At 64.2% G+C, this 19,761-nt stretch carries 16 protein-coding genes; 6 read left to right on the top strand and 10 right to left on the bottom strand.

Translation table 11 applies throughout. The features are described 5' to 3' along the window. The first annotated feature begins 9 nt into the window (after window positions 1–9). Window positions 10–1,320, top strand: a complete 1,311-nt coding sequence (locus tag RX329_RS12035) for an ABC transporter substrate-binding protein (RefSeq protein WP_018457488.1) — start codon at window positions 10–12, stop codon at window positions 1,318–1,320. A 270-nt stretch (window positions 1,321–1,590) separates the two neighbouring features. On the opposite strand, the gene RX329_RS12030 is transcribed toward RX329_RS12035, so the two are convergent. The 8 genes from RX329_RS12030 to RX329_RS11995 all read right to left on the bottom strand — a co-directional run bounded on the left by RX329_RS12030 (window position 1,591) and on the right by RX329_RS11995 (window position 9,661). Beyond that, the gene (locus RX329_RS12030) at window positions 1,591–2,760 is read right to left on the bottom strand and encodes a Gfo/Idh/MocA family protein (RefSeq protein WP_085395016.1); all 1,170 of its coding nucleotides are present in this window, start codon (window positions 2,758–2,760) and stop codon (window positions 1,591–1,593) included. A gap of 42 nt (window positions 2,761–2,802) precedes the next feature. Further along, a complete protein-coding gene (locus tag RX329_RS12025; protein ID WP_026233379.1) occupies window positions 2,803–3,114 on the bottom strand; it encodes a septal ring lytic transglycosylase RlpA family protein in 312 nt (103 codons plus the stop codon). 102 nt (window positions 3,115–3,216) lie between these two features. Then, entirely contained in the window at window positions 3,217–4,062 is an 846-nt protein-coding gene (locus RX329_RS12020) for a CmcJ/NvfI family oxidoreductase (RefSeq protein WP_085385148.1), read from the bottom strand. 405 nt (window positions 4,063–4,467) lie between these two features. Then, the gene (locus RX329_RS12015; protein ID WP_085360719.1) at window positions 4,468–5,568 is read right to left on the bottom strand and encodes an LLM class flavin-dependent oxidoreductase; all 1,101 of its coding nucleotides are present in this window, start codon (window positions 5,566–5,568) and stop codon (window positions 4,468–4,470) included. A gap of 29 nt (window positions 5,569–5,597) precedes the next feature. Beyond that, complete coding sequence (locus RX329_RS12010; RefSeq protein WP_085395017.1) at window positions 5,598–6,770, bottom strand: acyl-CoA dehydrogenase family protein; 1,173 nt, start codon at window positions 6,768–6,770, stop codon at window positions 5,598–5,600. Next, window positions 6,764–7,564, bottom strand: coding sequence for an ABC transporter ATP-binding protein (locus RX329_RS12005; protein WP_085385147.1), 801 nt, complete (start codon window positions 7,562–7,564; stop codon window positions 6,764–6,766). Before RX329_RS12005 ends, RX329_RS12010 begins: the two co-directional genes overlap by 7 nt. Then, window positions 7,558–8,580: an ABC transporter permease gene (locus RX329_RS12000; RefSeq protein ID WP_085385146.1), complete on the bottom strand. Its 1,023-nt coding sequence runs from the start codon at window positions 8,578–8,580 to the stop codon at window positions 7,558–7,560. The genes RX329_RS12005 and RX329_RS12000 overlap by 7 nt, the downstream gene beginning before the upstream one ends. After that, window positions 8,558–9,661, bottom strand: coding sequence for an ABC transporter substrate-binding protein (locus RX329_RS11995; protein WP_085350230.1), 1,104 nt, complete (start codon window positions 9,659–9,661; stop codon window positions 8,558–8,560). Before RX329_RS11995 ends, RX329_RS12000 begins: the two co-directional genes overlap by 23 nt. Before the next feature lie 475 nt (window positions 9,662–10,136). On the opposite strand from RX329_RS11995, the gene RX329_RS11990 reads away from it, so the two are divergent. Further along, window positions 10,137–11,117, top strand: coding sequence for an ABC transporter substrate-binding protein (locus RX329_RS11990; RefSeq protein ID WP_317245882.1), 981 nt, complete (start codon window positions 10,137–10,139; stop codon window positions 11,115–11,117). A 381-nt stretch (window positions 11,118–11,498) separates the two neighbouring features. Then, window positions 11,499–12,593 (top strand): catalase family protein, encoded by a 1,095-nt coding sequence (locus RX329_RS11985; RefSeq protein WP_085385215.1) that lies wholly within the window; start codon window positions 11,499–11,501, stop codon window positions 12,591–12,593. A gap of 5 nt (window positions 12,594–12,598) precedes the next feature. On the opposite strand, the gene RX329_RS11980 is transcribed toward RX329_RS11985, so the two are convergent. Next, complete coding sequence (locus RX329_RS11980; protein ID WP_085385145.1) at window positions 12,599–15,670, bottom strand: ATP-binding protein; 3,072 nt, start codon at window positions 15,668–15,670, stop codon at window positions 12,599–12,601. 202 nt (window positions 15,671–15,872) lie between these two features. On the opposite strand from RX329_RS11980, the gene RX329_RS11975 reads away from it, so the two are divergent. After that, window positions 15,873–16,052 (top strand): hypothetical protein, encoded by a 180-nt coding sequence (locus tag RX329_RS11975; RefSeq protein ID WP_085385144.1) that lies wholly within the window; start codon window positions 15,873–15,875, stop codon window positions 16,050–16,052. Between the two features lie 204 nt (window positions 16,053–16,256). On the opposite strand, the gene RX329_RS11970 is transcribed toward RX329_RS11975, so the two are convergent. Further along, window positions 16,257–16,688 carry a hypothetical protein gene (locus RX329_RS11970; protein WP_085350233.1) on the bottom strand — a complete coding sequence of 144 codons (432 nt, stop codon included), beginning with the start codon at window positions 16,686–16,688 and terminating at the stop codon, window positions 16,257–16,259. Window positions 16,689–17,022: 334 nt separating this feature from the next. On the opposite strand from RX329_RS11970, the gene glgC reads away from it, so the two are divergent. Together glgC and glgA are read left to right on the top strand one after the other, a co-directional pair. Then, window positions 17,023–18,285: a glucose-1-phosphate adenylyltransferase gene (gene glgC / locus RX329_RS11965; protein ID WP_007613273.1), complete on the top strand. Its 1,263-nt coding sequence runs from the start codon at window positions 17,023–17,025 to the stop codon at window positions 18,283–18,285. Continuing rightward, window positions 18,282–19,736, top strand: a complete 1,455-nt coding sequence (glgA, locus tag RX329_RS11960; RefSeq protein WP_085385142.1) for a glycogen synthase GlgA — start codon at window positions 18,282–18,284, stop codon at window positions 19,734–19,736. The genes glgC and glgA overlap by 4 nt, the downstream gene beginning before the upstream one ends. Window positions 19,737–19,761: the final 25 nt, after the last annotated feature.

The raw sequence follows: 19,761 nt of genomic DNA, 5'->3' as shown, positions 1-19,761 counted from the left end.
GAGGATAGGATGCCCACTTCACGCAGGCAGCTGCTGAAGAGCTCGGCGGCTGCCGCCGCCGCACTCAGCCTCGATTGGACACGGGCCCAGGCGCAAGCCGAGAATTTGCGCATCGGCTTGATCTACGACCTCACCGGTCCGTTTGCCGCCGGCGGCTCGGTCGCCTCCTCGGTCGGCGCGCAGATCGCCATCGACCTCGTCAACGAAAAGGGCGGCATCGGCGGCAAGACCAAGATCGTGCCGGTCGCGGCGGACTCTCAGAGCAAGGCCGACGTCGCCATCAACGAGGCCGAGCGGCTGATCAGCCAGGAAAAGATCGACATCATCAACGGCGTCTATTCCAGCGCGCATGCGGTGCCGATGGCGGCGAAGGTCGAGCAGCAGAAGAAGATCCTCTGGATCACCACCGCGGTCTCGACCGCCGTGTTCAAGGACAAGAACCTGCAATATGTGTTTCGCGCGCAGATCCATTCCGATCAGTACGGCCAGGCCTTCGCGGGCTTCGTCGCCGAGCACGCGCAAGGCAAGCTCGGCATGGACCCGAAGGACGTCAAGGTCGCGCTGATCCACGAGGACGGCCCTTACGGCGTCGGCGTCGCGGCGGCCGACGAGGCCTATGCCAAGCAGGCGGGCATCCAGGTGGTGATGCGCGAAGGCTATTCGGCTTCCGCGCCCGATCTCTCGGTGCTCGTGACCAAGCTCAAGCGCGCCAAGGTCGATGTGATCTCGCACGCCGGCTACAACCCCGACATCACCCTGTTCCTGCGCCAGGCCCGCGAGAGCGGATTGCGCTTCAAGATGCTGTTCGGCGCGGGCGCCGGCTACAGCCAGCTCGACAAGCTGCGCGCGACCTTCGGCCCCGACATCGACAATTTCTGCAACATCGATCCGGTGCCGGCGCAACTGCTCGATGCCTCCAAGCTCGCGCCTGGAATCGGCGACCTGACCAAGACCATGGTCTCGCGCTACCAGGCCAAGACCAGCGCCACCGACGTGCCGCCGCATTGCTCGATGGGTTTCAACCAGACCTGGATCTTGCTCAACAACGTGCTGCCGGTCGCCAAGGAGAAGTACGGCAGCTTCGAGCCCGAGGCCATTCGCAAGGCCGCGCTCGACGTCGACATTCCAGCCGGCGGCACCATCCAGGGCTATGGCGTGAAATTCTTCCCGCCGGGCACGCCGATGTCCGGCCAGAACGAGCGCTCGACCCCGGTGGTGATGCAGAATGCCGGCGAACACATCTCGGTGGTGTGGCCGACGAACATCCGGACGCGGGACCCGGTGTTTCCGCTGCCGAAGGGCTCGACCTACGGGACGTGAGGCTACGCGCCGCGCCGACGGTGCACCCTTCCCCCTTGCTTGCGGGAGAGGGTGGCTCGCCGCGAAACGGCGAGACGGGTGAGGGGTTGCCTCCGCGAGCAAACCTCTCTCATTTTAAACCGCGGAGAGAACCCTCATCCGGCGCTATAGCCGAAGCTACGCTTCGGCGTTCTTGAGAACGGCGGCCGAAGGCCGCCTATGCCACCTTCTCCCGCAAGGGGAGAAGGATTGGCACCGTGCCTGCGGCTAGCTCAGTGAGTTCATCACGCCCTACATCACCACCTTTCGTCCCTCCTCCGCCGCCCAGTATCCCGCGTAGTTCACCTTGATTGTCTCGTACGCCAGCGCGAGGTCCGACAGCGGCTGCCGTCCCGTCGCGGCGCATTCCATGAAGTCCTGGATCTCCTGGAGATAGCCGCGCGTCCACTCCTCTTCGAGGCAGACATATTGCCAGCCGGTTTTGCGATCGACCTTCTCAGTGATGTAGACGGAGGCGAGTTTCTCCTCGGAGGTCTGGTAGCTCATCAGATGATTATTCGGCGTGATGTTGGCGAACAGCGAGCCGCCTGACGTGTAGGTCTCGATCAGATTGCGCACGCCGCCCATGATCATGTCGCCGGAGAACACGGTGGCCTTGGTGCCGTCCGAAAACGTCGCGGTCAGCGTGCCCCAATCCTCGACGTCGACAGGATTGGCCTTGATGTAGGTGCGCTCCTCCGGCTTGAGGATGGCCGTGACATTGCCGACATCGCCACTGACGCTGGCGATGCGGATGGTTTCACCGCGCGCCTTGGCCTCGACCTGCTTGAGATACAGCACCGCCGAGAGCGGATGGCAGCCCATCCGGATCAGCGAGCCGCCCCCGGTCATCGCCCATTGCGCGGCATGGGCCGCATGCGATCCGGAATGGCTCTCCTCGCCCTTCATGAACAGGATTTTGTCCTTGGTCGCTCTCAGAATCTCCGCGGTCTTGGTCACGGCCGGCGCGTAGATCCAGTCCTCGGCATACATGAAGAGCTTTCCGGTGCGCTCGATCGCGGCACGCGTGGCGTCCATCTCTTCCAGCACGCGCTCATACATCAGCGCCTTCGGCACATGCCTGCCGATCGGCTGCCGGTCGCCGTCGCGGCCGAAATAGCCGGCGAACGGCTTTTCGCAGATCACATGCTTGCCGGCCTGCATGGCGGCGACGATCATCCCCGCATGAAGATTGGGCGGCGTGCAGATGTCGATGACATCGAGCTCGCGGTCTGCGATCAGCTCGGCGAAGCTGCGATAGACCCGTTGGATCTGGTGGCGGCCGGCGAATTCGACGACATGGTCGCCGCGCGCAGCGACCGCCGCGACCTCGACATCCACCCCGTAGACGCGCCGGAACGCATACATATGCAGCTCCGACACGAAGCCGCAGCCGACGAGTCCCACCCTGATCCTGGCCATAGCGCCCCCCGCTTTGGGCGGCACTATAGCGCGCTGGCAGGTCTATTCCACCGAGACCCGCACCACGCCGGCGCTCATCATGCCCAGCGCCTTGGCAGCCGGCACCGAGAGATCGACGATGCGGCCGCGGATGAAGGGGCCGCGATCGTTGACGCGGCACTGAATCGAGCGGCTGCCGTAGGACACCCTCAGCACGCTTCCGAACGGACGCGTCCGGTGCGCGCAGGTCAGCTCACCTTTCCCGGCTTTTCCGTAGCTGTAATAGGAGGCAAGCCCGCTTTCGGCCTGGGCAAAGGAAACTGCAGAAAGCGAAAACGTAGCAAGGCAAGAAAATAACGTGGTCTGCGCTCGCACGGCACCCCTCCGGGTTGGCCTGCCCCCGGCGCAAACGTTTGGCGGTTCCCGCGGGTTCCTGAGCCACTGCCGGGCCGCGCCCGGCAGTGCCATCACAGTTTGTTACTGTTTGTGAAACACCAGTGTGCGGACTTCGATGCTCTCGCGCGGCGCGGCATCGGCCGGCGTGGTCGGATCGACGAACGCGGTGTGCGGCCCGAAGCGGGTGCGGCCGTCGGTCGCGGAATCGTAGCACTTCAGCAACAGCGCCTCGTCCGGTGTCATCTCGGGGAAATAGAACCAGCGATGGTTCGGATTGTATTTCACCGAATAGGTTTCGCCGCGACGGTTGGGATAGATCAGATCCGAGGCAACGAGGTCGTCGGGCGCCACCGTCGTGCCGTCGGCCATCGCCAGCGGCGAATCTCGCAAGGGACCGCGGATCGGCCGCCACAGATTGATCACCTGGACGCGGCCCTTCAGCAACTCTTCGGCCTCGTCGGGCAGATGTTCACGCACGCGGTTGGCGCCTGAGACGACGGTCTGGTCGACGTGGACGCGCGTTGCCGGCTGACGCGGGCCACCGTCGCGGATGTCCGCGGCACCCTCAACGCGCCTGCGCACGGTATGGTCGAAGATGACGACGCGGTCGGCTTTCAGCGTTGCGCGCAGGAAGGCCTCGACGGCGGGATAGTAGACCGCCTTGATTTCCTCCTCATTAGAGAAGTCCTTCACCTGATGTGGATGCCGCACCAGCGCAAAGCCTTCGCGGTCGAGCGAGATGTTTTGTGCGATCAGCCGGGCATCGAAGATCGGTACCTGATGCGGCTCCGGCAATGACGTGCTTTTGGGCTCGCCAGGCGGTGGATCGAAGGCGTAAGTGCGCGGCTTGCCCGAAACCGGCGCGAGGTATTTGAGTTCAGCGGTGACGAAGGGAAGCGATTCGATTTTTGTTTCTTGCAGGCCCATGGCCGGTCTCCCGATGTGGTCGTCTGGATGATTTTTGAGGACACCGGGCGTGCTGCAAGGGAGTTGGTGCAAATAGCAATGCGAGTGCTGTCGCTGGCATGAAACGCAGAACAAACGCATCGCGAAATCCGGCCGGGTTGGAATGCGCTCTGCCCGCTTCACGGATGCTTGAGAGCCTTTTGAGATCTCGTGCCCCGGACGCAGCGCATCACGCAGTGGTACGCTGCTGAGCCGGGGCCTATCTCACCGGGAGCATCTGTGCGGCATGGGTCCCGGCTCTGCGCAGTAGCGATCTCGGCCGCCTCGAGCTTCTGCTTGATCAGACCCCAGTGAAGGTAGAGGTCGATTTCGCTCTGCTCGTCCGCGACCAGCCGAACATTATCGCGTCGGCCAGCATGAGACGGATCATTCCGCCGCCTCGCCGCGAACAGCCTGGCGCTTGGCGATCAGCTCGCGCGTCAGCGGGATCAGCTCACGGCCATACTCGATGGCATCGGGAAGCGGATCGAAGCCGCGGATCAGGAAATGGCTGACGCCGAGGTCGTAATAGTCGCCGAAGACCTCGGCGACCTGCTCGGGCGTGCCGACCAGCGCGGTGGTGTTGCTGTTGGCGCCGGTGAGCTTTGCGATCTCGGTCCACAGCCGCTTGTCGATGCGGCTGCCCTGGTCGGCGAGCGAGAGCAGACGCCGCGCGCCAGCGGTGGCATGGCCGTCGGCGGGCTTGCGATAGCCGGTCTTGTCCTGGAGCGCGGTGGCGCGCGCAAGAATCTCGTCCGCCTTTTCCCAGGCCTGCTTCTCGGTCGGAGCGATGATCGGCCGCACCGAGAGGCTGAAGCGCGGCGTCCGACGGCCCTGCCTGACGGCCGCATTGTGAACCCGCGAGGTGACGTCGCGCACCTGCGCATAGGATTCACCCCACAGCGCAAAGGTGTCGGCATGCTTGCCCGCGACGTCGATCGCAGCGTCAGAGCCACCACCGACGAAGGTGTAGATGCCGGCCTTCTGCAGCGGCTTCACCTGCGAAAAACCGTTCTCGACGTTGTAGTACTTTCCGCTGTAGTTGAACGGCTTCTCGCTGGTCCATTCCAGCTTCACCACGTCGAGAAACTCGCTGGTGCGGGCGTAACGCTCGTCCTTGTCGTCGAGCGTATTGCCGTCCTGCCTGAGCTCGGCTGCATTGCCGCCGGTGATGACGTGGAGCGAGACGCGGCCTCCATAGAGTTGGTCAAGCGTCGCAAGCTGCCGCGCGAGCAGCGTCGGCGCGGTAAAGCCCGGTCGCTGCGCGATCATCACTTTCAACGATTTGGTGATGGTCAGCACATGCTGTGCGACCTGGAGCGCATCGGGCGTGGTCGAATGGAACGCCAGCAGCGCACGATCGAAACCCGCGAGCTCATGCGCCTTCGCGACCGTCTCGATATAGGCGGCATCGAGCACCGGGCCCTGGCGTACGATGGTCTCGGAAGCATTGCTGTTGGCGATAAAGCCGATGAACTCGACCGACATGATGTTCTCCCTGAATCTTTGGCGGCAGGCTAGAGGCCCAATGCGGCACGGCCGAGGCCGGTGCGCGTGGAATCGTCCTGCGGCGTGTGCACGCGACCGCACAGGACGTCGCGATAGTGCCGCTCCAGCGGATTGGCGCGGGACAGGCCGTGATTGCCGGTCAGCGACAAGGCATTCTCGACCGCGGCGACGGCGTTATTGGTGACGGCCAGCTTGATGACGTTGGACTCGGCCGCGGAAAGCGCGACACCGTCATCGAAATCACCGGCAAAGGATGCGATCAGCCGTGCATTGACGATGAGCCGCGCCTCGATCGCGCCAAGGATCTCCTGCGCCCGCGGCAAGGTCGCAAGCGGCGCGCCCAAGCTGGCAGGGACCCGCTGCTTCAGGAACCCGACCAGCCAGTCGCGTGCAGCCCGCGCAACGCCGTCATAGATCGCGGCGACAAAGATCGTGTGGACCGTCGCCTGCGCCACATCAGGTGCGCGCCAGTCCGCCGGCTCGCGCACATCGATCTCGGCATCGAGGGGTATCACGACGTCCTCGAAGATGACGTCGTGGCTGCCGCTGGCCCGCAGGCCGTGATGATCCCATGTCTCGACGATGCGCGTGCCTGGCAGGCCCGCCGGCACCAGGAACTGTCCAACGCGCGGCTCGGCTTCGTCCGTCCGCGCCCAGACCAGATACCATTTCAGGATCGGCGATCCCGTCGAATAGATCTTGTGCCCCGAGAGCCGCCAGCCGGTCTCGGTCCGACGTGCAATGGTCGCGGGCAGGCCGCCGCGCGCAGGCGAGCCCAGTTCGGGCTCGACGCGGAGCGCATTGACGAGCGCAAGGCCTTCGACGCTCTCGCGTGCAAGCTTGCGCGACAGCCGCGCCGGCCAGGTCGGGCTCCGTGCCATCACCAGATGGTTGATGTAGTGCATCGACAGCACCAGCGCGGTCGACGGATCGGCCTTGCCGATGATGCCGAGGACGCGGGCGGCGTATCGTGCGCCAGCTCCGGCCCCGCCATGGGCGGCAGGCACCGTCAGCGACAGCAGGCCTGCTTCGGAAAGCTCGCGAAAGTTCTCGAACGGGAAGCTGCCGGTGCGATCGTGCTCGGCCGCGCGGGCGGCGAAAGTCTCGGCCAGCGCCTCGGCACGTGCGATGTAGTCGGGCTCGTGATGCGCCGCGCGGCCCTTGGCGATCGAAGTCACCATGTGGCGTCCAATCCGAGCAGGCCAAGGATCTGGCGGCGCAAATCCACCAGATACGGATCGCCGCGATGGCGCGGATAGGACCGGTCGACACGGATGTCTGCCTTCACACGCGCCGGGCGGTCGCTGAACACGATGACGCGGTTGGCGAGCACCAGCGCCTCCTCGGCGTCATGCGTCACCAGCAGCGTGGTAAAACCCTTGCGCTGCCACAGTGAGACCAGCTCGGCCTGCATGGTGATGCGGGTCAGCGAGTCGAGCTTACCGAGCGGTTCGTCGAGGATGAGGATTTTGGGGTCATTGACCAGTGCGCGGGCCAGCGCGACGCGCTGCGCCATGCCGCCCGAGAGCTGGTGCGGATAGGCATTGCGGAAGGACGATAGCCCGACGAGATCGAGCGCGGCATCGACGCGATGACGCTGGCTCTTCAAGATGCCCTGCGCCTCCAACCCGAGCGCGACGTTGTCCCAGACCGTGCGCCAAGGAAACAAGGTGGGATCCTGGAACACGACGACGCGCGACGGGTGCGGTCGCGTGATGCGCGCCTCGTCCTCGCGCAGCGTTCCGGACCAGGGCTTGTCGAGGCCTGCGACGAGGCGCAGCAGCGTGGACTTGCCGCAGCCGGAGGGGCCGAGCAGCGCAACGAACTCGCCCGGCTCGACGGAGATGCTGACGTCGCTGAGCACCGGCAGCTCGGCGCCGTCGATGTCGAAGGCGTGGCTGACCTGCTCGATGTCGAGCGCGGCACCGGCCGCCGGGTGAGCGTCGAAGTCAGCCAGTGCGGTTGCGGCTACCATTTCACTGTCCCCTTTTGCCAAACCAGCAGGCGATCGCGGATCGCAAACAGCAGCGTGATCGCGCCGGAGCAGAGCAACGACATCACGATCAGCGCCGCATACATGTTGGCATAGGCGGCCCAGCCCTGCGCCCATTGCAGGTACCAGCCGAGCCCTGCCTTGACGCCTATCATCTCGGCGACGACGAGCACGGCAAAGGACGAGCCGAGCCCCATGAACAGGCCGACGAAAACGTGCGGCAATGCCGCGGGGATCGCCACCTTCAGCACCAGGAAGGACGGCTTTGCCCCGAGCGTCCGCGCGACGTCGTAATAGGCATTGCTCACACTCGCGACACCCGACCAGGTCAGCACGGTGACCGGGAAGCCCGTTGCCAGCGCGATCAGAAAGGTCGAGGCGCTCCAGCTCGATGGAAAGGTGAAGAAGGCGATCGGCAGCCAGGCGGTCGCCGGCAACGGGCCGATGAAGCGCAGCACCGGATGCACCCAATAGCCGACCGCGCGCGACCAGCCGATCGAGACGCCGGTCAGGAAGCCGACCGTCGCGCCGATCAGATAGCCGCCGAGCTGGAGCTTGACCGAGGCGAACACGCTGTCGAGCAGTTTTGGCAGATCGTCGGTGTAGACCTCGATGATCGATTGCGGCGGCGGAAAGAACGGCAACGGTAGCCAGGCGAATTTTGCCGTCGCGACTTCCCACAGGGTCAGGACAACGCCGAGCACGACGAGCCACGGCGCGCGCTGGCGCAAGGCCCGGCCCGTCGAACCGAGGTAATCGGCACCGACCGTCCCGAACAACGCGATCGCTGCGATGACAAACGCGGCAATGCCGAGCGAATGGGTCCGCGACCACTCGCCGACGTCCTCCCACCACAGGCAGGACAGGCCGAAGGCAATCCACGCCGCGCTGGCGAGAATGCCGACACCGGAGTCCCGGACCCAGCTCGTCAGCCAGGGTGCGCGCGAGAGACTCGGCGCGCCGGAGGCAAGGCCGTCAGACAGCGAATACGTCGACATAGATGCGCTCCGCGAATCTGGCCGTGTCGGTGCTCTGCTTGAACACCTGCACGCTCTTGAGATCGTCGGCATAGGCCTTGAGCTCGCGCTTCAGCACTTCGCCGACGGGATGATGATGATGGGTGTGGTAGCGCACCATGCCCTCGATATCCGTGAGCGACGCCGTCTTCGGCGCGTAAGGCTGGAACGATTTCGCCGTCACAGACGGATTTTGCGCGGTGAACATCGCGGCATCAAGCAGCGCCTGCGTCAGGGCGCGCGCGACCAGCGGCTCCTCGCGCACCAGGCTGCCGCGCAGGCCGAGGATGCAGCAGCTCTTGTCGCGATACTCGCCATCGAGATTGGAGGCGACCTCCTTGTACTGGCTGTCCTTGAGCCAGAGATAACCCAGCGGGTCGGACGACAGGAATGCCTGCACCTCGCCCTTCTCGACGGCGACGTTGAGAAGGTTGCCGGGATAGGCGCGCCAGTCGACATCCTTGTTCGGATCGATACCGAGCTTGGCGAGCTGAATGGAGAAGAAATTCTTGTCTGGGCCGCCGAGATCACCGACCGCGACGATCTTGCCCTTGAGATCGGCAAGCTTGCTCACGCTGGAATCGGCGCGGGTCAGGACCCGCATGCAGCCACCGTGGGTGCCGGCGGCAATCTTCACATCAAAGCCCTGCTCCAGCGGCTTTAGCCAGCGCAGCGCCATGCCGAGACCGGCATCGCTCTTGCCGGTTGCGATGGCCTCGAGCAGCTGGTCGGTCGAACCGGAATAATTGATGAGCTCGATGTCGAGATTATGCTTCTGGAAGAAGCCGTGCTCGATGGCGACCGGCACCGGGGCGAGACAGACCGCGCCCGCGTTCCAGGATAGCTTGAGCTTGCGCGGCGCGCCGGTGAGCGCGGGCACATCCGACGCAGTCCGGCACAGCGGAAACTCCGAGAGATCGACGCCGGGCGCGATTGTCCGCGGCGCAAAGGCCTGTGCTGCACCGAAGGCACCGAGCGGCGCAGCGAATGCCGCAGCTAATCCCGCCTGAAGCAAATGGCGCCGGTCGAGCCTCGATCCGTCGCGCTTGTCGTCGTCGTTCATCCGTCAACACTCCTGCGCTGGCACGGCTCCGCCATCGGCACAACAGCTTGCGTTGCGCCTGTTCCGTGCGGACCTGCGTCGAGAGAAAATCTTTTCGCCGGCGCCTGCTCGGTGCCTTGATGCGATGCGCAAATCATGCGGCGCGTTCGCCGTATCGTCAATGAAATGGAATTTCGAATGTGGCACGAAGCGAAGTCATTCTCTCCACCGGTGCGTGCGAGGACGACGAAAGGATTTCCGCCGATGGATCGATTGACGGAGCACGGGGCTACTCCCTCTCCTGCTTCATTTTTGCGCAGCATCAGTGGCGCATACCGCACGTTCTCGAAATCGGCGCCTCGCCGAAACGTCCTTGCCGATCGCGCGCGCAATACGGTTAGCCATTTCATTGACCGCGCATCATGCGGCCATAGACTTGATCGTCTCGCTGCATCGTTCGCTCACGCGTCGTGGGCAAAGCAACAAGACAGGCCACATGAGCATCAACTCCCTCGATCATTCCATCGCGCGCCGGCTCGCTGCATCGCTGCTTGCCGCCTCCATCACCCTGTCGACGGCCGCGGCGTCGTTCGCAGCCGATGCCGTCGTGCTGCGGGTCGGCGACCAGAAGGGCGGCAATCGTTCGCTGCTCGAGATCTCGGGCTACGCGAAGGATCTGCCTTACAAGATCGAGTGGTCGGAATTCCCCGCGGCAGCTCCAATCCTGGAGGCGCTCAACGCCGGCGCGCTCGACGTCGGCTACACCGGCGACCTTTCATTCCTTTCCGTCTACGCGGCCGTCGCGCCGATCAAGGCGATCGGCGGCACAAGGTCAGATGCCAAGACACAAGCCATCCTCGTGCGCCAGGATTCCCCGATCAAATCGGCGGCCGATCTCAAGGGAAAACGCCTCGCCGGCACGCGCGGCGGCTGGGGCCAGTTCCTGATCGACGCGACGCTGGAGAAGGCGCAGATCAGGCTGGAGGACGCGACGTTCGCGCCGCTCGGCCCGGTCGACGCCAAGATCGCGCTGGTCGCGGGCTCGATCGATGCCTGGGCGGTGTGGGAGCCCTACGTCTCGTTCGCGACGCTCAAGGACAAGGCCCGGGTAATCGCCAACGGCGAAGGCCTGACGCCGACCATCACCTTTATCGTCGCCTCGGACAGCGCCATCGCTGGCAAGCGTGCGGCGGTGCAGGACCTCGTCCAGCGGCTGAACAAGGCGCGGCTGTGGTCGCTGGATCATCTCGGCGAGTATGCCAAGAGCACGGCCGAGTTGACCAAGCTACCGGAGGACGTGCTGCTCTCGGCCTATACCGCGCAGCGCACCAGCCCGATTCCGATCGATGAGAACGTCGTGAAGGAGGTGCAGGAAGCCTCCGACCGCTCGACGCGCTACGGCATCCTGCCGAAGAAGCTCGACGTCAGCAAAGCCGTCGACCGCAGCTTCACCGCTGCGGCCGCGGGATCGAACTAGGCGGAGGCGGCGGGATGCGCGGGCTCCGTCTCAACGCTGGCCCGCTGCATCTCGCCGCGATCTTACTCGCGCATTTGGCCTGCATGAGCCTGATCGTGTGGCTGTCGCTTTAGACGCCAGCCAGGACCCCCGCTCGCCGGCCCGGCCTTAAGGAAAAAATCAGGACAACATAAGGAGCCCATAAGGACTTACGAGACGCCGCTGGCCTAGCATCGACCGTGTGATCGCGTCGGTAACAGGATGCCTCATCCCGCGGCTTGTCCAGGCAATCACAACTCGCTCTCGGGTTGCCGATCCCGACTGGACGGGCTTACAGTGATCCGCCCTGCGGCCGTCGACGCTTGCAATGGGAAGGCGACCTTCGGGCTGGAGATCAGCGCCATGTCAGCCGATCAGTATCTTCGTTACGATCCGTCCGTCGAACACATCCTGCCGGAGGAAGCGGCGGCGGTCGAGGAGATCGTTGCTTCGATTTCGCGAACGAGTGATCGCACTTTTCGCAAAGACAAGCATGGGACCCGGCAGCAGCACGCCAAGGGCGCCGGCTATCTCCGGGGCGAGCTGATCGTCTACGACAATTTGCCGGATCATCTGCGCCAAGGCCTGTTCAAGCAGGCTGGCCACTTCCCGATCATCGTCCGCCTCTCCACCGCATTCAACAGGAGCGATCGTGTACGTTCGCCGCGAGGGTTTGCCATCAAGGTTTTGGGTGTGACGGGGGCTAAGGCGCTCGGCGACGACGATTCGACGAACCAGGATCTCCTGCTCGTCAATCACCCCAGCTATTTCGCGGATGCGATGGCCTATATGCGCGCACAGCACAAGGTCGAGCACACCCTGTTCCTGCCTGATCTGGCGTACGGACCCATAGGCTTTTTGGCGCGCGCCCTGGTCGCCGCATCGGACAGAACAGGCATTCCGATCCCGATCGTCTTGAAAGCGCTCGGTGATGCCGGCAGCAACATCCTCGGAGAGACCTTTCACACCGAGGGTGCATTGCGGTTTGGCGATTATATCGCAAGGCTTCGCCTGATGCCGATGTCGGCGTCGGTTCGCCAACTCACCGGCCGACCCTGCCACGATGCCGATGATGCCGTGCTGAACAGCGTCGTTGCCTTCTTCAAGGATAATGCGGCCGAGTACGAATTATTCGCCCAGCTCTGCACCGACCTCGAGCGAACACCGATCGAAGATGCCTCGATCGACTGGCCTGAAGACGTCGCGCCGCCGCAAGCACTCGGCAAGATCACGCTTCCGCGCCAGACCGCCGACAGCCCCGCGCGTCGCGTCTATTCCGACGAGGTGCTTTCGTTCGATCCATGGCGATGTCTCGCCGCGCATCGGCCGCTCGGCTCGATCATGCGATTGCGCAGGGATGCCTACCGTGCCTCCCGCACGCTGCGGCAGCAGCAAAATCAATTCAAGGTCAAGCAACGGCCCGGCGAACCGCGAGAGATCGCGGACCTGCCGGATTGAGCCGATCAGCGTCCCGCAATATCGGGCCCGGTGTCCCGGCCTGCGTCGAAAAAGGATGCCGAGCGCAGCGGATCATTGGGATCAAGCGTCTCTGCCAGCGATGCGATCACCTGGCAGGAGCGGTCCCGCCACTTGGCAGCCCTTTGCGCTTGTCCGAGGCTCTCATAGAGCCCCGCGGTCGTGCGGTAAACCCGCCAGGTGGCATGCGGCAACCTGGCATGGCGGAGGATCGACATGGCCGCCGACAGATGCCCGCCGGCGAGTTGCGCATCGTGCTTCAGCATCGCAATTCTCGCCATGGCCTCGTAGCACAGCGCGAGAAACGGCCGGTCAGGTGCCGCGCTCGTCACCTCGTGAAACTGGCTGGCCGAGCCCTGGGCACGGTCCAGATCGCCGATCGCGATCCAATAGTCGCAGCAAGTCAGCAGATAATGGGGGATGACCAGCGACTCCATCGGCACCCGGTCGACCTCCATTCGCCGCTCCATCGCATCGAGATGCTGCCGCGCCCGAGCCAGGTCGCCCATCCTGACATAAGCTCGCGCCAGCAGATTCCTGCCAACGAAGAAGGTGAACGGATTGGCCTCGATCATCGGGCCGAGCGCATCCTCCGCACGCCGTGACGCGCTGCCATATTCCTCCGCCTCGGAGTACAGCCATCCGATCGCGAGATGACACAGCGCGACGGCCTGCGGATTTGCATTCCGCTCCGAGATAGCCAACGCGGAGACGAGGTTTCGTTGCGCCTGGCCCCATTCGCCGAGATAAATCTGGGCAAACGCCTCGACAGATTCATAAAGCACGAACAGATAGACGTCACCGACCAGGCGGGCGAGCTCCTTTCCCCTGGTCGTCGCATCGCAGCAGGCCGGATAATTCGCGCGCAGAAACTCCAGCACCATTTCCATCGAGCAGCGTCGCAGCCGCATGCTCAGATCCTGCTCTCCGGTGATCAGTGCTGACGCACGCTCGGCAAGGTCCGCATTCTCACGATCCCAGCCGCGGAGCATCAGCTTCAGATTGGCAACGTTGCCCTGGACCAGAGCGCTGAATGCGGCGTCGTCGATCGCCCTGCTTTTGATAAGGGCCTGTTCCGCAACAGGCAGGCTCTGGCGCCGATCGACGTAAAGACAGAATCTGCTGAGATCGACCAGCGCGTTCACCTCTTCGCGCACGTGCCCGTTCTCCGCCGCGTGCGCCACGATAGCGCTGAGATCCTGCAGGGAATTCAGGAAATCTCCACTGGCCCGCCAGGCCCAGGCGCGCTGAAGCAGCAACTTCAGACGTGTCGTCACCCGAAATTCCGGCGGCAGATGCGGCACCAGCTCCAAGGCGCGGGACAGGTAATTGGCGGCCTCGCGCGTGCTAAACCTTCGCGCCGAGCCCTCGGCCGCCGCGCCCAGATAATGCATCGCTTTCGGGAAATCACGGCCCAGTTCGAAATGGCGCGCGACAACGGCGGCGATCTCCGCAGCCTGCGGCCCATAGCCCTGCTCGAGCCCCGCCCCAAGCAGCGCATGGGTTTTCGCGCAGCGCGCTGGTGCGAGCCGCTGGTAGAGGATCTCCTGGTAAAGCGCGTGCTGGAACGCATAGCGACCGGAGACGCTTCCGTTCGGCCACTCGGTCATGCCGGCCCCGACGATAATGCGATCGGTCCGTGCCAGGTCCTCGCACATCTGCTCGACATCCAGCACGGGACGGTCCAGCGCACCGGCGATATGGAGCGCGGAAAACTCCGCTCCCGCCGCACTGGCGACCTCGAGCAGGCAGCGCTCGTCCACGGTGAGGTGATCGATCTGCTGCTTGATCATTCCTTCCAGATCGCGCGGCATGCTGTCATGCGAGGCCGCGTCTTCGCTGACCAGCCGCCAGCCCAATTCGTGCTCGACCAGTGCACCCTGCGCCACGAGATGATCGAGCAGAGACGACACGAACAGAGGATGCCCCCCGGTTCGCGCGAAGATGCGCTCGACCAGCTCTCTGGCGAAATCGGCCGAGCTGAAGCGCAGGGACAGATAGCGTTCGACATCGGTGCCGGTGAGTCGATCGAGCGCGAGCTCGGTGGCGTGTCCGTGAATCCGCAAGTCCTGATGAACGGCACGGATAGGATGTCCGCCGACGGCGACTTCCATCGGCCGGTAGGTGGCGAGCACGAGGATAGAAGCCCTCCGATCCCGCCGCGCCAGCCGGGAGAGCACATCCACGGTGGCAAAGTCGCTCCAATGCAGATCTTCCAGGATGATCACCCATGGTCGCGTGACAGCGAGATGTTCCATGAGATCGGAAAATTCGCGCAGCATGCGCTCCCGCGTTGCGCCAAAGACCTCATGCTGGAATGTGGCCCGCTCTGCTTCGCCGAGGAAACCGGGCATCTGCGCGAGCCAGGTCGGCGCGTGCTCGCGGATGGACGTCAGCAGCGATGCTCCATCGGTGCGACGGCAGCACTCGTTCAGCGCTCCGATCAGCGGAAGAAAGGCCTCATGGGTGCCGAACAACTCGTTGCAGCTACAATGCAGCACGCCCAGTCCCTGCTGGTTCATCCTGTCGAGCGTCATTTGCAAGAGGGTGGTCTTGCCGATCCCAGCCTCGCCGGTGATGAAGACGACCTGACGCTGTCCGGTGCGAGCGAGTTGCAATGCCTTCTCCAGCGTGTCGAGTGCCCCGGTGCGCCCGACTCTCCAGTGCCGGCGTCGATCGACGACCTGCTCCGTGACGGAAGCGGTCTCTTCTTCGGGCGCCCGCTCGATCGCAGGCAAGTCGGCGGTCGCGACCGGCGCAATGAAACGATAGCCGCGCCGCGTGACCGTCTCGATGTAATTGGGGGACTGCCTGTCGTCGCCGAGCACCGAGCGTAGCGCGTTCACGGCAACGGCGAGGCTCGACTCGCTGACGTGCAGATCGGACCAGACCGCGTCGAGCAACTCTTCCTTGGTGACGAGCTCACCGGGCCGACCGACGAGATAGCAAAGAACCTCGAACGGCTTCGGCGCCAGCGCGATCCGCTCCCCGCCTCGCCACAACAGCGCGTTGGCACGGTCGAGGCAGAATTCACCAAAGGCAAGCGCGTCTCTACGCACGGCTCAGACCCCCGGATGCTCGCCCATCTTAAGGGAAAGCTCAGCCAAATGTAAGGACGCGATAAAGACCTGCGCCCTGCGCCGGCACTAGCATTGGCCTGTCCATTTCAGAGACGCCGGCAAGGCGTCGGACGGCCTTTTCATCACGCTGTCATTTCAGTCGGCAGGCAGTCGATGCCTGAATTTTGGCAAGGAGTTGGCCATGAGCATTCTAAAACATCTGGCGATCTCGCCTCTCGCTTTTGCCATTCGCCATTACGACATCAGGGTCATATTGGGCCTCACCGTCCTCAGCCGCATCTTCCTCGTCGCCATCTACCTTGCGTGCGGCGCCCCGGGCCTGTCCGAGTTCGATCTCGCCAACGCCATCGCGCTGCCATGAGCTCGGGACCGCTCGAATGGAGCATCGAGATCGCGATCATCGTCGCGATCTGCATCGGGATTGTCGTGGGCGGGCATGGCCGGCTCGTCGTGCCGCATCACCGGGTTCAGCGCGCGCAAGCCGATCGGGCCGCTTGCATTCAGCGGCCCTCAAACCTCTTCAGCGTCGTCGCCCTGCGGCGAGCGGGTCCGCCCGTTTGATCGATCACCAATACGCGCGGTGATAGTGCCGGTAATACGGCCGGTAGTAGCCGTAACGAGGGCCGAAATACGGGCGGTAAGGCCGATAGTAGCGCGGATAAGCATAGGCCGGACCATAGCCGTAATAGGCCGGCGCATAGCCGTAGCCATAGCCCGGGTATCCGTAGCCGCCATAATAGGGCCCGCCGCCATAGTAGCCATAGCCATAAGGCGCGCTGCTGGCGATGGCACCTGCGATGATCGCGCCAGCGGCAAGGCCGCCGAGACCCCATCCAAAACCTCGGCCGCGCCAGTGCACCTGCGTGACATCGTCGCCGACGGCGGCCTTCATGGTTGCGACATTGGTGGGCAGCGGAGCCGCCGCCACCTGCTGAATCCCCCCCGCCATGACCGCGGCGGCGAGCGAACCGGCGACTGCCGTTTTCCAGACCCTCATCGTCTTACTCCTTTCTGACGTTTGGCTTGGACATGGATCGCAGCGCCATCATCGGGCATCCTGGCGCGAGGTCAAAGCCTCGAGTTTTGCGTGCACCGCACAAGACGCATGCCTCCATTCTGATCAACCGGTACCTGACGGGCTCCACAACCTCGCCGCGAGTGACACCGGCAGGACGGTGCCTGGGGCCCGATCACGCGGCAAAGCATTAAGCTTCCGGCGCATTCGCAACCAACAACCACCTTCCCGATTTACTATTCGTGCCGTTACTATCGGTTCCAAATGAGCGCGGCCGGGAGGCTTCTCGCGAGCGCAAGAGTTGTGGGAGGATGACATGAGTGCCGCGAGACCCGAGCCGCTTGCCCGTCAGGCGCTGGCGTTTGTCCTGGCCGGCGGACGCGGCAGCCGGCTGCTGGAGCTGACCGACCGTCGCGCCAAGCCTGCGGTCTATTTCGGCGGAAAATCCCGCATCATCGATTTCGCGCTGTCGAACGCGGTGAACTCGGGCATCCGCCGCATCGCCGTCGCCACCCAGTACAAGGCGCACAGCCTGATCCGGCACCTTCAGATGGGCTGGAACTTCTTCCGCCCCGAGCGCAACGAGAGCTTCGACATCCTCCCGGCGAGCCAGCGCGTCTCCGAAAACATGTGGTATGTCGGCACGGCCGATGCAGTCTACCAGAACATCGACATCATCGAATCCCACGCCTGCCGCTTCATCGTCGTTCTCGCCGGCGACCATATCTATAAAATGGATTACGAGGTGATGCTGCGCCAGCACGTCGACAGCGGCGCCGACGTCACCGTCGGCTGCCTGGAGATGCCGCGCCAGGAATCTTCCGGCTTCGGCATCATGCATATCGACGAGAACGGCTGGATCAAAGAGTTCCTGGAAAAGCCGAAAGATCCGCCGCCGATGCCGGGCAAGCCGGACGTTTCGCTCGCCAGCATGGGCATCTACGTGTTCGACGCAAAATTCCTGTTCGAGGAGCTCAAGCGCGACGCCGAGGATCCGAATTCCAACCACGATTTCGGCAAGGACATCATCCCCTACCTCGTCAAGAACGGCCGCGCCATGGCGCACCAGTATTCGACCTCCTGCGTCCGCTCCGGCAGCGACCCCCGCGCCTATTGGCGCGATGTCGGCACGGTCGACGCCTATTGGGCCGCCAATATCGACCTCACCGACGTGGTGCCCGAGCTCGACTTGTTCGACAGCGCGTGGCCGATCTGGTCCTATTCGGAGATCACACCACCGGCAAAATTCGTCCACGACGAGGAGAGCCGGCGCGGCCAGGCCGTGAGCTCGCTGGTCTCGGGCGGCTGCATCATTTCCGGCGCCTCGCTGCGGCGCTCACTGCTGTTCACCGGCGTGCGCGTCAACTCCTACGCCAATGTCGAGAACGCCGTGATCATGCCCTATGTCAATGTCGGCCGCGGCGCGCGCCTGAAGAACGTCGTGATCGATCGCGGCGTCGAGATCCCGGAAGGGCTCGTCGTCGGCGAAGATCCCGAGCTGGACGCAAGACGCTTCCGCACCACCGAGCAGGGCATTTCGCTCATCACCCAGCCGATGCTCGACAGGCTCAATACATGACGCCTGTTCGCGTCCTCGCGGTCGCCTCTGAAGTCTATCCCATCGTCAAGACCGGCGGCCTCGCCGATGTCGCGGGCGCGCTGCCGATTGCGCTGAAGGCACATGGCGTCGAGATGCGCACCTTGATGCCGGGCTATCCCGACGTGATGCGGGTGCTGGGGGGAGCCGACGAAATCCGGCGCTGGCCGGACTATTTCGGCGGACCCGGGCGTCTGCTCGCCGGCTCGCATGACGGCCTCGATCTGTTCGTGCTCGACGTGCCGCATCTCTACGTACGGCCTGGCAACCCCTACGTGACGCCCGAAGGCGTCGACTGGCCGGACAATGGCGTGCGGTTCGCCGCGCTCTCGCGCATCGCGGCCGATATCGGCCACGGCCTCGTTCCCGCCTTCGTGCCCGACGTGGTGCATGCCCATGACTGGCAGGCCGGGCTCGCGCCGGCCTATCTGCACTATGACAACAGGCCGCGGCCGGCCACCGTGATGACCATCCACAACATGGCCTACCAGGGCAAGTTCGTGCCCGAGCTGATTGGTTCGATTGGCCTGCCCTGGCGCGCCTACGGCGTCAACGACCTCGAATATTTCGGCGGCATCAGTTTCTTGAAAGCCGGCCTGCAATTCGCCGATCGCATCACCACGGTCTCGCCGACCTATGCGCAGGAGATCCAGACCGACGAGGGCGGCATGGGGTTCGGCGGCCTGCTTCGCGCCCGCGCGAACGTGCTGAGCGGAATCCTCAACGGCATCGATGTATCCGTTTGGAATCCGCAAGAAGATCCGCACATCGCCTACCGCTTCGGCGCGGAGGACCTCACGTTCCGGGCCGCGAACAAGGCGGTGCTTCAGCAACAGTTCAATCTGGATTCCTCGGACGAAGCGCCATTGCTCGGCGTCATCAGCCGCCTGTCGTGGCAGAAGGGGCTCGATCTCCTGCTCGAGGCTATTCCGACCATTTTGCGCGAAGGCATGCAGCTCGCTTTGCTCGGCAGCGGCGACCGCGATCTGCAGGATCGCTATCAGGCCGTAGCGCGCGCGAACCCTGGCCGGATCGGGGTCGTGATCGGCTACGACGAGATCATGGCGCATCTGATCCAGGCCGGCTCGGACGCGCTCATCGTGCCCTCGCGGTTCGAGCCATGCGGCCTGACCCAGCTCTGCGCGCTGCGCTACGGCGCCGTGCCCATCGTCTCGCGGGTCGGCGGCCTCGAGGATACCATCGTCGATATCGGCGATGCCGATAAATCAGGCCGCGATGCCACCGGCTTCAAGTTCGCACCCGTCACCGCGGATGCCCTCGCCGGCACGCTGCGCAAGGCCAACATCGCCTTTCACGACAAGCTGACCTGGCGCCGGCTGCAACTGAGCGGCCTTGCGACCGACGTGTCCTGGCGCAACCGCGCCGGTGACTATGCCGCGCTCTATCGCGGCCTCATGACCGCGCGCGCCTGAGGCGCGACCATCCTCGAATCAATGC

It is taken from the genome of Bradyrhizobium sp. BWC-3-1 (genome assembly GCF_032917965.1).
Taxonomy (GTDB): Bacteria; Pseudomonadota; Alphaproteobacteria; order Rhizobiales; family Xanthobacteraceae; genus Bradyrhizobium; species Bradyrhizobium canariense_D.
The sequence above is the reverse complement of the archived record's forward strand: the minus strand, read 5'-3'. Positions and strand labels throughout refer to the sequence as shown.

What these genes read in the sequence shown, in the direction of transcription:
- RX329_RS11975 (WP_085385144.1), top strand. Translation starts at nt 15,873, where the DNA reads ATGAGCATTCTAAAACATCTGGCGATCTCGCCTCTCGCTTTTGCCATT.
- RX329_RS12000 (WP_085385146.1), bottom strand. Translation starts at nt 8,580, where the DNA reads ATGTCGACGTATTCGCTGTCTGACGGCCTTGCCTCCGGCGCGCCGAGT.
- glgA (WP_085385142.1), top strand. Translation starts at nt 18,282, where the DNA reads ATGACGCCTGTTCGCGTCCTCGCGGTCGCCTCTGAAGTCTATCCCATC.
- RX329_RS12020 (WP_085385148.1), bottom strand. Translation starts at nt 4,062, where the DNA reads ATGGGCCTGCAAGAAACAAAAATCGAATCGCTTCCCTTCGTCACCGCT.
- RX329_RS12030 (WP_085395016.1), bottom strand. Translation starts at nt 2,760, where the DNA reads ATGGCCAGGATCAGGGTGGGACTCGTCGGCTGCGGCTTCGTGTCGGAG.
- glgC (WP_007613273.1), top strand. Translation starts at nt 17,023, where the DNA reads ATGAGTGCCGCGAGACCCGAGCCGCTTGCCCGTCAGGCGCTGGCGTTT.
- RX329_RS11995 (WP_085350230.1), bottom strand. Translation starts at nt 9,661, where the DNA reads ATGAACGACGACGACAAGCGCGACGGATCGAGGCTCGACCGGCGCCAT.
- RX329_RS11985 (WP_085385215.1), top strand. Translation starts at nt 11,499, where the DNA reads ATGTCAGCCGATCAGTATCTTCGTTACGATCCGTCCGTCGAACACATC.
- RX329_RS12015 (WP_085360719.1), bottom strand. Translation starts at nt 5,568, where the DNA reads ATGTCGGTCGAGTTCATCGGCTTTATCGCCAACAGCAATGCTTCCGAG.
- RX329_RS12035 (WP_018457488.1), top strand. Translation starts at nt 10, where the DNA reads ATGCCCACTTCACGCAGGCAGCTGCTGAAGAGCTCGGCGGCTGCCGCC.
- RX329_RS11990 (WP_317245882.1), top strand. Translation starts at nt 10,137, where the DNA reads ATGAGCATCAACTCCCTCGATCATTCCATCGCGCGCCGGCTCGCTGCA.
- RX329_RS12010 (WP_085395017.1), bottom strand. Translation starts at nt 6,770, where the DNA reads ATGGTGACTTCGATCGCCAAGGGCCGCGCGGCGCATCACGAGCCCGAC.
- RX329_RS11970 (WP_085350233.1), bottom strand. Translation starts at nt 16,688, where the DNA reads ATGAGGGTCTGGAAAACGGCAGTCGCCGGTTCGCTCGCCGCCGCGGTC.
- RX329_RS12005 (WP_085385147.1), bottom strand. Translation starts at nt 7,564, where the DNA reads ATGGTAGCCGCAACCGCACTGGCTGACTTCGACGCTCACCCGGCGGCC.